The sequence below is a fragment of the Chryseobacterium arachidis genome (genome assembly GCF_900129245.1).
In the GTDB taxonomy this organism is placed as follows: Bacteria; Bacteroidota; Bacteroidia; order Flavobacteriales; family Weeksellaceae; genus Chryseobacterium; species Chryseobacterium arachidis.
Genome location: NZ_FQUT01000007.1, coordinates 153151 through 166534, shown reverse-complemented (window position 1 = coordinate 166534; position 13384 = coordinate 153151). Strand labels below are relative to the sequence as shown.

Sequence of the window (13384 nt, the reverse complement as noted above, 5' to 3'; positions counted from 1 at the left end):
TATGCCTATAGATATTCTTTTAAACGAAAATTTTGAACTGCAGATTGCAGAAGGAGACTTTGTATCTGGGGAAAGTACATATGAGCATCAACGAACTTTGCTTTTAGCAGATAAAGGTGAGATTAAACTTTTTCCCAAAAACGGTGTAGGGGTAAGAAGATATCTGGAGCATGAAGCTCCCGACGAACTTGCAAGAGAGATCCGTCAGGAATTTTATGCCGACGGAATGACGGTAAATGAGATTAAAATTGGGGAAGACCTTGAAATAAACATAGACGCAGATTATGGAGATTAAAGTATTAAATAGGCAATCAATTTTAGATATCTCAATACAATACACGGGCGATGTTCAAAACTGTTTTGCTATTGCCATTGCGAATGGAATGTCGGTCTCAGACTTTCTTTCATCGGGATTAACACTAACAATACCAGATGAATTAGAAAAAAATATAGATGTCATAAATTATTATGCATCAAAAAAAATAAAACCCGCAACGGGTGCAACATTAGAACAAGAAAACCAATTGCCAACATTAAAAGGTATTGGATATATGCAAATAGGAAATACTTTTAAAGTAAGTTAAGATGAATAAAACGCTTCAGGAAATAATTAATCAGATCCTTGATTTAAAAAATGAAAATCCGGATCTGCAAAGTCTCAATACATCATCCAAAACTTCATTCTGGAAAAAAATATTTGAGACAGTGGCTTTCGTAATCTGGAATTTTCAGGAAGCTTGTAAACTTCATTTAAAGGAAATTGAAACAAAGATTCAAGAGCAAAAAGTCCCTACATTAAGATGGTACAGAAATCAGGCTCTTAGATTTCAATATGGTTTTAGCTTACTTCCGGAAAGTGATCAGTTTTCACCACAATACGAAAATGAAGATGGCGAAATGGTAGACGCTACTTTGGAAGATATTGAAAAATCCAAAGTAATTAAATATGTGGCGGTTACAAAAGCTGCCAGTACATCTAAAATCTCTATGAAAATTTCAACAGAAGAAAACGATGAAATTGTACCTGTGAGTGACGACGTAGGGCAAGCATTTAGAGCATACATAGAAGAAATTCAGGCTGCAGGTGACAACATCACAATTGTAAATTACAGGCCAGATATTTTAAGATTAAAATTTAAAGTATGTTATAATCCAGGAGTTCTTTTCGCAGATGGCAGAAGTATAAGAACCACGAGATATCCCGTACAGGATGCTATAAAAAGGTTTTTAAAAAATCTTCCTTTTAACGGAGAATTGAGTGTTCAAAAGCTGGAAGCTGCAATCTTGGCTGTAGAAGGAGTTACAGATTTATTAAATATTGAGGTTTCTACTAAATGGATTGAAGCTGGATCTACAGGATATGGTCAATTTCAGCCCATTGAAATTAGTAGAATTCCAAGTTCTGGAAGTTTTACATTAAGACAATCGAGCGATCCCAATACTCCTGAATATGAGGAAGATTGGAGCGGGATTACATACACCAACTATCAAGCACAGTAATTATGGATGATAAGTTATTTTCAATTGACTTTAAAAAACTCGCCAACTGGTGGCTATTTACATTCTGGAGAACAAGATCAGTAATGAATTTAATTTCTGTTTTGATTTTTTGTATAGAAGATCTTTACAAAAGCTTTATGGAAGAAAGAAAAGTGAATTTGCTGAAAATGAATTACAATTATCAGAAATTTTCTCTTGAAAAAATTCTAAACTATAAATACGATAGGGTAGAAAAACGAATCAAAATTATAAAAGCTGTTTTATATGATGGGGTTTATTTGTATACGGAAGCAGAAAATGATCCCTCCAATCCTACAAACTCAGGTGGACAATATACACCAAAAATAAGATGGCTTTTCGGGGATGAAAATCCATTATATCTAAGAACGGAAGCCGAGCTTTTTAGCGAGTATGATTTTATTGTACAAATCCCTGTGGATGCTAATAATCCCAATAATTCATTAATAAATATAGATCAGCTAAAGGCGGATATAGATTTTTATAAACTACCTTCAAAAAGGTATCAAATACAAACAAAAGAATATTAATATGAAGTATAATTTCAAATTTTTACAAACAGGTGGAGTTCCTCTTACAAATGATCTTATGGCTTTGGTAGAGGAAGCATACGAGATTTTTGAAGTTCTTGGAGATCTTGCCGGAAATAAAACAATTTTAAAGGGTTGCGAAACCGTAGGATCTTTTGTTAATCCCGGAATTGTAGCTATTGACGGGCAACTTTATTATTTTGAAGGAGGCACGCTTTATTCTACTGTATATATTAATGTAAAGCCTATCGAAAAGACTTTTGAAAGCCAAGAGGATAAAGTACTGATCGAGGAAAGGGTAGTAAAATTTGGTTCAGGATCTATAGATTACAACTGGGCAGATTTTGTAAAACTAGAAACATTAAAAGAAATTCAAATAAAGGTAAACAACACAGCAACTCAACCAGATGTGAATGCTTTGGCGCAAAGAGTGGCTATGTTAGAACTTAAAACGGGACCAATTATGAATGGCGGTATAGTTTGGGTTTGGAAAAAACCACTATCAGAAATTCCAGTAGGATGGAAAGAATGTACGGATTTTAGGGGTAAAACTGTTTTCGGAAGAGATCCAAATGATACAACATTCCAAGAGCTAGGTAACATAGTTGGTAGTAAAACGAAAACAATTAGTAAAGATAATATTCCTGATTATGGACTTGAACTTTGGGCTGCTACTAACTCTGGTAGTACTGGCGTGGGTAATGACCTATCTATAATTAAGCCCAACGGCAAAGGTGGTGATGGTTATTATGATCATTATTATCAAATTAATTCGGGCGGTAAAGGAGTTGCAATGGATATTCTTAATCCAGGGCGAATAGTTAATTTCATCGAACCAAATTTCCAATAACATGTCAATACCATTAAATACCATATACAGCTACTTCGAAACCGGAGATTTCCCTACACAGGAGCAGTTTCAGGCTTCATGGTCTTCATTCTGGCACAAAGATGAGTCTATTCCCACAAATAAAGTTGCAGGATTAGATAATCTTTTACAAAATAAAGCTGATAAAAACATTTTTGAAACTCATGTTTCAAATCCGGATTCTCATACGAATTATTTAGCGAAAAAAGATGCATCAAATTTAAATAATGATAATGTTCAGTCTTGGAAAACTGCTTTAGGAGTTGGAGAATTACCTGAAAATATTGCCACTGTTGATAAGTTTGATGAGTTTGGAAATATTTCTGAATTTGGAAATGCATATAACAAAGGTCAAAGTAATGATATGTTTATGTCTTACGGAGATTATACAGATAGTAACGGAAATATCTTAGCAGAAAAAATAGAAGCATTAGGTATTACAACACTTATTGAATCTGTCGAGACAAGTATTTCTGAGTTTGCGGATCATTCAGATGCTTACGAATTTGAAGACAATGATTTTATCGCCATTCCGGTAAATGGTGAAAATTATTCTCTTTATATATTCAAAGGGGGAGAAAAGACTGATAAAAATAATTATCTGCCCACAGGAATTTCCAATGTTACCATCGGAATGGTAGAGGGGCTACAGGCTTCTTTGAATAATAAAATGGATAAACCTTCCGGAAATGGAAGCTTTTTTATCCGTGGTTTGGGACCTGGGCCAATTTATGCTTCAATATCTCCAGCTTCGAATTATCTGCTTCAATGGGATGGAAATGATTTTAAAGAGTCTAATGTATATAGCAATGTTGGTAAATTAGGTGTTGGCACAGCAGCTCCTGCTGAACAACTTCATTTAACGGGAAGATTGCGTTCAAAAGGTATCGTTTTGGATGAGAATGAGGAAATTCTAAAAAATCAGATTACTTGTTATAATAGGAGCTTTTATGGAACGGATAGTACAGGATTAAGAAAAAAAATCTTGATGAAAGAAGATTTAGCTTCTGAATTTTTACTAATACCTGAGCAACTTTCCGATGCAAATAAAACAGATTGGAAAACGAAAATGAACGGAGGATGGAGTACAGGAACTATGAGTGTCGCTGTAATATCTCCGCCAATTGTGGACAGGGTTAATAAGCCTTCTTGGATAACGTTGAAAGGATCAAATCTCAATTTGTCACCAACTAATTTCAAGATAGAATTATGTACGGAAGATAGTACATCATTAAATACAGTTGTTGTTGCAGAAATACCAGGGGCGCAAGTTCAATTATATACAAACGGAATAGATCTTTCTTTCTGGTTTAATTTTTCAACTATTCCTGTAGGTAAATATAAGATTCGCCTTTGGAATGGAGTTGCTTATTACCTTACCGGTGCAAATACTATGATAAAGGTAGTAGATACAATTACATCTTTCATTCCTAACTTAACTTGGGAATTTGCGGAATATACTTCCGGGGCTAATACTATGACGGGAACAAATTCTACGTTAAGTTACCAAAGTAAACCATCAAATAAGTCTTATGCAGGAGGAGATTTTGGTATAGTGTCAGCGGGTAAGTCATCACAGCTATTTTCTGCGACTGATAACTTTTATCTAAGAATAGGGATTGATATTACTACTATAAGTGCAGGCTTTGATAATGGAAATCCATTTTCTGTCGGATTATGTAACTCATCAGATTTAATTTCATTAAATGATCTGTCAATTGTAAAAGCAAGAGGAAATATCAATTATAGAAATGGAGGAATAGCTTTATATCCTGATTTAGGAACAAGTGCAGTTAGCGTTTGGGCAAATTATGTTGGAGAAACTACAATTATGAGAAATAACGGATTATTTACAATTATAGTTACAATAAATAATAGTACAAGCATTTATACAAAATCGGCTCCATCAATTCCTTTGAGTTTATTTGGGGCAATCAGCAATGCTCCGACAGCTACAACAGCAAGTTTTAGTCTTTTAGAAAAATACATCTTTTAATTAAACACAAATAGTATTTAGATATCATGTCAATACCATTAAATACCATATACAGCTACTTCGAAACCGGAGATTTTCCCACACAGGAACAGTTTCAGGCTTCATGGTCTTCATTCTGGCATAAAGATGAATCTATTCCCACAAATAAAATTGCGGGGTTAGATAACCTTTTACAAAATAAAGCCGATAAAAATATTTTTGAAACTCATGTTTCAAATCCAGATTCTCATGCTAATTATTTAGCAAAAAAAGATGCATCAAATTTAAATAATGATAATATTCAGGCTTGGAAATCAGCTTTAGGAGTTGGAGAATTGCCGGAAAATATTGCCACTGTTGATGATGCGAACAATATTGGGAATGTCTATACCAAAAGTCAGAGTGATTCAAAATATATGTTTTCTGAGGATTTTCTCAATGATGAAGGTGAAATTCTTGCTGAAAGGATTGAGGCATTGGGGCTAACAAATTTAATTGAAGCTGTTGAAACCAATATTGTTGATTTTGCTACAAATAATTCTGCCTACACTTTTGAAGACAATGATTTTATCGCCATTCCGGTAAATGGTGAAAATTATTCTCTTTATATGTTCAAAGGGGGAGAAAAGACTGATAAAAATAATTATCTGCCCACAGGAATTTCCAATGTTACCATCGGAATGGTAGAGGGGCTACAGGCTTCTTTGAATAATAAAGTTGATAAACCTACATCGGACGGGAAATTCTATATCAAAAGAGAGTCTGGAGTTACTACAACAGAATTATTAGCTAATGAAACTCTTGCGACGGTCGTTAATAGAAATAATTATTCACCCAAAGGAATTGCTTTTCTTGAGGAAACTAATGGTACAGGAATTCCGGGCGCTAATGGAGTTTTAGGAGCAAATAAAACTACATATTCTTTCTTTTTTGGAAACATGAACGCTGCTCATACCGGAGTTTATAATATTGCCATAGGGTACAGTAGTTTACCTTCAGTCACTTCGGGTCAAATAAATAGTGTTATTGGACATTATGCAGGAAAAGACCTGACTACGGGAGGCGCAAATACGATAATGGGATATGAGTCGGGAACTGGTGTAACTACTGGTAACGATAATACCCTAATTGGAGTGTCTGCTGGTTATAATCTTAAAGGAGGTACAGGAAACTCAATGTTGGGGAAATGGACAGGATGTTTCATTGCAGGAAGTAACAATACCTTTTTAGGCTATCAAGCTGGGCAATATTGGGGAAGCGGAGGAAGCGGATTATGGTCTTCAAATATTGTAATTGGCGGAGGTACTTCGGGGCATCCAAATGGAATCTGGGGAGAGAATAATCTTATCATAGGATCCAATATTGAATTAATTGGTGCACAGAGCAATAAATTCATTATCAATAACTTTTTGGCAAAAGATAATAACTTTTATAAAACGCATTTTATTGAAGGAAATTTTGCAGATCGATGGTTAAGATTTGACACAAGTTTGCAAGTATTAAGACTTCCAGTTGCAGATGCTTCATTTACAAAAAATGTTGTTGCAAAACCAGACGGAACTTTCGGATTAGAAAATAAAGTGGATTACATTCCTTTATCCGGAACAACAGCAGGAAAACCAGTCACAGGAGAAATAGAGTTTTCTACTGAAGGGGGTGGCGCTATAAAGAGTGGTGTTGCAAAAATTTCAGTTGCAGATGGATATACAACCATCTTATCTGGCGATCCTGTCGGTGAAAGAGCTGAAGTCTTAGTTAGCCCATTGCAGGTTTCATTATCTCAAGGATTGAATAAGCATATCAATCTTACACAATGGTTGGATAGTATAGATGTCGGGGCTCCTTCTGAAGGACCAGGTATGGTAGGGCAATATTATCATGGAGATCATTATGTAGATAATTCCTTTGTGCAAAAAAGATGGGTTGAAGAAAAACTGCAAGATTCAGGTAGAAACTATAAAATTTATAGGGCTTTATTAAAGGGTATAAGAGGAACTTTTGAACCATTATTTGTAGAGCTTGAAAATACGTTAGGAGATATTCAATGGAGTCGTGCTGGCGTAGGGCAATTTGTAGGAAATTTACAAGGTGCATTTCAAGGAGACAAAGTTTGGATTAATAGTAAAATCAACACAACTTTAAATGGAGTGTATCCGGATTGTCATGCCGCGAGAGCAACGGATGATTCTGTTTACGTTAATGTTTTTGATATGGATAGTAAATCTCCGCTCGATTTTGAAACTGAAATCGGAATTATCGAAATCTATATCTACAATTAAAAAAGAGAAAAATTAAAAATGACTGAATTATTCAAGGAACATATAGAAACTTTTCTCAGCCTAATAATTTCAGGTTTGGCAGGATGGCTTTTTGGGAGAAAAAAATTAAATGCTGAAGTACAAGGTATGGATGCTGATAATGAAGCGAAGAAACTTGAAAATGATGAGAAATTAGTAAATCTTTATAAAGATACTTTGGATGATTTAGGAAATCGCTATGAGGCAAAATTTAAAGAATTCGCTGATATCTCAGAAAGAAAAATTAGACTTTTAGAAGAGGAGATAAATATACAAAAACGTATAAATGATCAATTAAAAGCAGAAAATGCAATGCTAAAAGCAAAGTTAAAAGAGAATTAAAGACTTAAATAATTTAACACCTGATTAAAGGTGTTTTTTTTTGTTTATAGTATAGAAAAATTGACGTTTGGAAAAACAATTTTGGCATTTGGATTTGGGGATTATATTTGAATTTATAAAATAAGAGTTTAAACAGATCTATTTTCTAATAATATTTTAAAAGTACTAAGTATAAAACATGAAAGGGCAGGATGCTCCAAACTTCTAAAAACTATACTTTTATTTTCGTTTATTAGCTATACAAAATCGATTATGACATTTCAAAATATATCAAAGCTTTGCTTAACTTTTTCACTTCTTTTTTCTTTTTCAGGATTAAAAAGTCAGGACAAATTCCCAGACGGAACAGCCATTCCGAAATGGTTCAAAGAAAACAAGCCAACAGATATCAATAAATTAGGCAAGAAATACATCATCACAGATTTTGGAGTAAAGAACGATAGCACAATTCTTCAGACAAAACAGGTTCAAAATATCATTGATGAAGCTTCAAAAAACGGAGGTGTCATTGTCGTACCAAAAGGAACCTTCCTCATCAGTTCTCTTTTCTTTAAACAGGGAACACACTTATATTTAGAAAACGGAGCAAAATTAAAAGGAAGCGATGATATTAACGATTTTCCTGTCGTGACTACAAGAATGGAAGGTCAGACTGTGAAATATTTTCCGGCTTTAATTAATGCAGACGGTTTAGATGGTTTCACAATTTCAGGAAAAGGAACATTAGATGGAAACGGACTTCGCTTTTGGAAATCATTCTGGAAAAGAAGAGAATGGAATCCTAAATGCACCAATATGGATGAAATGAGACCGAGAATTATCTATGTTTCCAATTCAAAAAATATTCAGATTGAAGGAATTACAGTGAAAAATTCACCGTTCTGGAGCACGCATTATTATAAGTCTCAATTCGTGAAATTATTAAACTTAACGATTTTAGCTCCGAAAGAACCTGTAAAAGCGCCAAGTACAGACGCAATCGACATCGATGCCTGTTCAAATTTCCTGGTAAAAAACTGTTATATGTCGGTCAATGACGATGCTATTGCTTTGAAAGGTGGAAAAGGTCCAAAAGCGGATACAGACCCGAATAACGGTGAAAACAGAAACATCATCATCGAAGACAATACTTTCGGATTCTGCCATTCTGCGCTCACTTGCGGAAGCGAATCGATTCACAACTACAACATTATTTTCAGAAATTCAACGGTGAAAGATGCTTCAAGATTGTTGCACCTGAAAATGCGTCCCGACACGCCTCAACATTACGAATACATCACTTTAGATAACATTAAAGGAAACGTAAAAACTTTTATTTACGCAAAAGGCTGGAATCAGTTTTTTGATTTGAAAGGTGAAGAAAAACCGAGAAAAGGATTGGCAAATAACATTAGCATAAAAAATATTGATTTAAGTTGCGAAACAGCGTTTTCTATTGAAAAATCGGATTTGTTTGATTTAAAAGATTTCACTTTTGAAAATTTAAAAATCAAAGCTTTAAAGCCCGAAATGGAAAACTTGAATAACATTCAAAATTTAAAGCAAACTAAGGTCAATGTTACGAAAGTAGCTTCTCTTACACAATCTTACGATAAAAAAGACGACTCCGACATCGCTACAAAATAATGAGTTTTTCTTTCAAAATATTAGCTCTGTTATGTGTCTGTTCACAGTTTTTGTTTTCTCAGTCAAAAGAAATTCAATTCTTAACTGGGAAAGATGCTGAGCACACCAAAGAATGGGATTTTTGGATAAACTCCGGCAGAAAATCTGGAAGTTGGAGCAAAATCAATGTGCCTTCTCATTGGGAACAACAAGGTTTCGGTTCTTACAATTACGGCCGAGATTATGTGACGTATGGCAAAAACTTCAAGTTTCATGACGAAACAGGTTTGTACAAACACAAATTTGCCGTTCCCAATTCCTGGAAAGGAAAAACCGTCAACATCGTTTTTGAAGGTTCAATGACCGACACCGAAGTGAAAATCAATGGAAAATCAGCCGGAGTAATTCATGAGGGAGCTTTTTATGAATTTAAATATGATATTACCGATAAAATTCACTTCGGAAAAGAAAATATTCTCGAAGTAAAAGTTTCCAAAATGTCGGCTGATAAATCGGTCAACAATGCAGAAAGATTAGCAGATTACTGGATTTTAGGCGGAATTTTTCGACCTGTTTATTTGGAAGCAACTTCGAAAGAACATATTTCATCAACGGTAATTGATGCTAAAGCAGACGGAACTTTCCGTTCGAATATTAGCTTGAAAGGAATTAATTCCACAAATAATTTGAAAGTTGAAATTTTTGATGTTAAAAATAATTTGGTTGGGGAATCTCAGGTTCAGATTCAAAAAGGAGATACTTTAAAACAGATTCAATTCTCTGTTAAAAATCCAAAACTTTGGACGGCCGAAACACCAAATTTATACAAAGCAAAATTTACATTAAATAAAAACAAAAAAACAATAAGCCAAACCGAAGAAAAATTCGGTTTCAGAACCATAGAAATCCGAAAAGGCGACGGAATTTTCATCAATGGAACCAAGGTGAAAATGAAAGGCATCAACCGTCACGTTTGGTGGCCGGAAACGGGTCGTGCTGTTACGGAAAGTATCGATTTAATGGACGTCCAACTCATCAAAGAAATGAATATGAATGCCGTTCGTTGCTCTCATTATCCGCCGAATAAATCGTTTCTGAAAATTTGCGATTCGCTCGGTTTATACGTTTTGGATGAATTGGCGGGTTGGCAAAAAAAATACAGCACGGAAGTCGGGAAAAAGCTTGTGAAAGAAATGGTTGTGAGAGATGCCAATCATCCATCGATTATTTTCTGGAGCAACGGAAACGAAGGCGGACATAATTTTGATTTGGATGCCGAGTTTGCAAAATATGACCTGTCAAATCGACCTGTCATTCACGCACATCACAAACCAGGAAACGCTTTCAACGGAATCGACTGCAATCATTACGAAGATTTTTATAGCACAAAAAATATCCTCGAAGGCGAAAATATTTATATGCCGACCGAGTTTTTACACGCACAAGACGACGGCGGTGGCGGAACTTCTCTAGCCGATTATTGGGAACTTCACTGGAATTCCAAAAAAGGGGCAGGAGGTTTCCTTTGGGCTTTTGTGGATGAAGGTTTGGTGCGAACGGATTTCAATAATCAGATTGATGTGAACGCAATCAACGCTCCCGACGGAGTTTTAGGGCCACATCGTGAAAAGGAAGGCAGTTTTTATGCGATTCGGGAAATTTACAGTCCGGTAAAAATTGATTTGAAAATCTTGCCCAATGATTTTAACGGAAATATTCCCGTAGAAAACCGTTATCATTTTATGAATTTAAAGGATTGTCAGTTTGAATGGAAATTAATTAAGTTTAAAACTCCATTTTCTTCTGAATCAGGTTTTGATATTATTAAAACAGGAAAAACAGAATCTCCAAATATTCAACCGACAGAAAAAGGAACTATTAATTTAAATCTTCCAGCAAACTGGAAAGATAATGAAGGTTTAATATTAACAGTAACCGATGCTGCCGGAAAAGAAATTTATACCTGGACTTGGAAATTGAAGTCTAATGAAGAAATTTCGAAGCAATTTTCTAAATCTTTAATTAAAGAATTTCCGGTTTCTGTGGCAGAAAATGATGCTGAATTTATCTTAAAATCAGACGAAAAAGAATTTGCCATCGGAAAAAAAGACGGCTTGTTAAAATCAGTCATTGTCGATAAAAAAGGCAAAAAAATGACCTTCAAAAACGGTCCTGTTTTTGTAAACGGAGCAATGGAATTATCGTCCATAAAATCTTTTGCAGAAGGAGAAAATCAACTGATTGAAGTCAATTACAAAAACGGAAATAAAATCATTTGGAAACTCAATCCAAACGGAATTTTAGAATTAAATTATGAATATTCTTTGTCCGGAGATTATCAGTTTTCGGGCGTAAGTTTCGATTATCCTGAAAATTATGTCATCAACGCAAAATGGCTCGGAAAAGGACCTTATCACGTTTGGAAAAACCGTTTACAAGGACAGACTTACAATGTTTGGCAGAATTTAAAAAACTCAACAAGAACCGGACAATCGCCGTGGATTTACCCTGAATTTAAAGGCTATTTTGATGATGTTTCTTTGTTGCAATTCGATACTGCGGAAGGGAAAATGACGGTCGGAACCAAAGAAGAAAAAATGTTCGTCAGACTTTTTGATTTTTACGGAATTTATGGAGCGGAAGGTTATCCGAAATTGCCAAGCGGGAATATTTCTTTCCTCGATGCGATTCCACCGTTGGGAACTGTTTTGGCGTTTAACATTAACGATAAAACCAAATCGTTAGGACCGGAAAGCGAACCGAATCATTTGAATGGAACGTTTAAAAGAACCTTATATTTCTATTTTGGTTTGCCGGATTTGGGTGATGAAAATAAACAATTCACAATGCCAAAAGAAAATATTTTGACAGATTAATAATGAGTAAAATAGTTTCATTTTTAGTGTTATGCATCTGTTCATTATATTTTGGACAGCAAACTAGTTTCAAGTTTGATTTTGGCGGAGAAAGAGTAGAAAAAGGTTTTATTCCAATTCATTCGACTTCAAAATTCGACAGGAAAATCGGCTATGGTTTTATGGATATTTCGGGTTTAAAATCTGTTGACAATGGCGGAAATGCTTTGACGGGAGATTTTATCACAAGTGACAAACCTTTCTATTTTTCGGTCGCAATTCCGGAAGGAAATTATGATATTCGACTGAATTTAGGTGATACAAAAGGAAGTTCGGAAACAACAGTCCGTGTAGAAAACCGCCGATTGATGTTGAATGATATCAAAACAAAACAGGGCGAAATTGTTGAAAAACAAATTTCAGTTCACGCAAAAGACAGCATTATCAGAAATCAAAACGGCGAAAAAATCGGAATTGTAAAATTAAAACCAAGAGAAACAAAATATTTGCATTGGGATAATTTGCTGACGATTGAATTCAATGATAAAGCTCCGAAAGTATGCTCAATAATTATTCAACCTAACAAAACGGCGAAAACTATTTATTTGACAGGAGATTCAACGGTTGTTGATGCACAATATGAGCCGTGGGCTTCTTGGGGACAGATGTTACCGTATTTTTTCGTTCCGAATGAAGTCGTAATTGCCAATTATGCCGAAAGTGGAGAAACTTTAAAAGCCTTTGAAGACCGCCATCGAATCGATAAAATCTGGAATAAAATACAACCTGGAGATTTTTTATTCATTCAGTTTGGACACAACGACCAAAAATCAGGAAACAGTACAAAATCAGGTTATCGAAAAAGATTAAAAGAATGGATTCAAAAAGCCAGACAATTAGTCGCAATTCCGGTTTTGGTCACTTCAATGAACCGCAGAGTTTTTGATGAAAACAATAAAATTGTCAACACTTTAGACGATTTTCCTGACGCAATGAGAGAAATTGCAAAAGAAGAAAAAGTGGATTTGATTGATTTGAATGCATTAAGCAAAATATTGTTCGAAGCGATGGGACCAGAAGCGGCGAAGAAAGCATTTGTCTATTATCCCGCAAACGCTTATCCCAATCAACCGAATGCTTTGGCAGACGATACGCATTTCAATCCTTACGGAGCTTACGAATTGGCGAAATGTGTCGTAAAATCCATCGTTGACCAAAATTTACCGTTGAAGAAATACATTTCAAATAATGAGAAAAATTTTAACCCCAATAAACCCGATGATGTTGAAAAATTCCATTGGCCGGAATCTGTTTTTATGGAATCTTTAAAACCTGATGGAAATTAAAGTTTGAACTTAATAAGCTTAATTAAATAAACAAAGTTTATTCTTTTT

General features: G+C 34.8%; 11 protein-coding genes. All 11 read left to right on the top strand.

Annotated elements, in window-relative coordinates:
• The first annotated feature begins 1 nt into the window (after window position 1).
• The 11 genes from BUA89_RS13900 (at window position 2) to BUA89_RS13850 (ending at window position 13336) form a co-directional block, all read left to right on the top strand.
• The gene (locus tag BUA89_RS13900; RefSeq protein ID WP_072959025.1) at window positions 2-295 is read left to right on the top strand and encodes a hypothetical protein; all 294 of its coding nucleotides are present in this window, start codon (window positions 2-4) and stop codon (window positions 293-295) included.
• Window positions 285-584 carry a hypothetical protein gene (locus BUA89_RS13895; RefSeq protein ID WP_072959022.1) on the top strand — a complete coding sequence of 100 codons (300 nt, stop codon included), beginning with the start codon at window positions 285-287 and terminating at the stop codon, window positions 582-584. The genes BUA89_RS13900 and BUA89_RS13895 overlap by 11 nt, the downstream gene beginning before the upstream one ends.
• Window position 585: 1 nt before the next feature.
• Window positions 586-1500 (top strand): hypothetical protein, encoded by a 915-nt coding sequence (locus BUA89_RS13890; RefSeq protein WP_072959018.1) that lies wholly within the window; start codon window positions 586-588, stop codon window positions 1498-1500.
• A 2-nt stretch (window positions 1501-1502) separates the two neighbouring features.
• A complete protein-coding gene (locus BUA89_RS13885; RefSeq protein ID WP_072959015.1) occupies window positions 1503-2048 on the top strand; it encodes a hypothetical protein in 546 nt (181 codons plus the stop codon).
• Between the two features lies 1 nt (window position 2049).
• Entirely contained in the window at window positions 2050-2898 is an 849-nt protein-coding gene (locus BUA89_RS13880; RefSeq protein ID WP_072959012.1) for a hypothetical protein, read from the top strand.
• A 1-nt stretch (window position 2899) separates the two neighbouring features.
• The gene (locus BUA89_RS13875) at window positions 2900-4912 is read left to right on the top strand and encodes a thioredoxin domain-containing protein (RefSeq protein WP_072959009.1); all 2013 of its coding nucleotides are present in this window, start codon (window positions 2900-2902) and stop codon (window positions 4910-4912) included.
• Window positions 4913-4938: 26 nt separating this feature from the next.
• Entirely contained in the window at window positions 4939-7170 is a 2232-nt protein-coding gene (locus BUA89_RS13870; protein WP_072959006.1) for a hypothetical protein, read from the top strand.
• Window positions 7171-7188: 18 nt separating this feature from the next.
• Window positions 7189-7530, top strand: a complete 342-nt coding sequence (locus tag BUA89_RS13865) for a hypothetical protein (RefSeq protein ID WP_072959004.1) — start codon at window positions 7189-7191, stop codon at window positions 7528-7530.
• 252 nt (window positions 7531-7782) lie between these two features.
• Window positions 7783-9156 (top strand): rhamnogalacturonidase, encoded by a 1374-nt coding sequence (locus BUA89_RS13860; protein ID WP_083531683.1) that lies wholly within the window; start codon window positions 7783-7785, stop codon window positions 9154-9156.
• On the top strand, window positions 9156-12011 hold the full coding sequence (locus BUA89_RS13855; protein WP_072959001.1) for a glycoside hydrolase family 2 protein: 2856 nt from the start codon (window positions 9156-9158) through the stop codon (window positions 12009-12011). The genes BUA89_RS13860 and BUA89_RS13855 overlap by 1 nt, the downstream gene beginning before the upstream one ends.
• Before the next feature lie 2 nt (window positions 12012-12013).
• Complete coding sequence (locus BUA89_RS13850) at window positions 12014-13336, top strand: rhamnogalacturonan acetylesterase (protein ID WP_072958998.1); 1323 nt, start codon at window positions 12014-12016, stop codon at window positions 13334-13336.
• The last annotated feature ends 48 nt before the right edge of the window (window positions 13337-13384 follow it).

Bases quoted from the DNA above. Each gene is read 5' to 3' on its own strand.
- BUA89_RS13875 (WP_072959009.1), top strand. From the start codon at position 2,900: ATGTCAATACCATTAAATACCATATACAGCTACTTCGAAACCGGAGAT.
- BUA89_RS13885 (WP_072959015.1), top strand. From the start codon at position 1,503: ATGGATGATAAGTTATTTTCAATTGACTTTAAAAAACTCGCCAACTGG.
- BUA89_RS13870 (WP_072959006.1), top strand. From the start codon at position 4,939: ATGTCAATACCATTAAATACCATATACAGCTACTTCGAAACCGGAGAT.
- BUA89_RS13890 (WP_072959018.1), top strand. From the start codon at position 586: ATGAATAAAACGCTTCAGGAAATAATTAATCAGATCCTTGATTTAAAA.
- BUA89_RS13855 (WP_072959001.1), top strand. From the start codon at position 9,156: ATGAGTTTTTCTTTCAAAATATTAGCTCTGTTATGTGTCTGTTCACAG.
- BUA89_RS13895 (WP_072959022.1), top strand. From the start codon at position 285: ATGGAGATTAAAGTATTAAATAGGCAATCAATTTTAGATATCTCAATA.
- BUA89_RS13860 (WP_083531683.1), top strand. From the start codon at position 7,783: ATGACATTTCAAAATATATCAAAGCTTTGCTTAACTTTTTCACTTCTT.
- BUA89_RS13865 (WP_072959004.1), top strand. From the start codon at position 7,189: ATGACTGAATTATTCAAGGAACATATAGAAACTTTTCTCAGCCTAATA.
- BUA89_RS13900 (WP_072959025.1), top strand. From the start codon at position 2: ATGCCTATAGATATTCTTTTAAACGAAAATTTTGAACTGCAGATTGCA.
- BUA89_RS13880 (WP_072959012.1), top strand. From the start codon at position 2,050: ATGAAGTATAATTTCAAATTTTTACAAACAGGTGGAGTTCCTCTTACA.
- BUA89_RS13850 (WP_072958998.1), top strand. From the start codon at position 12,014: ATGAGTAAAATAGTTTCATTTTTAGTGTTATGCATCTGTTCATTATAT.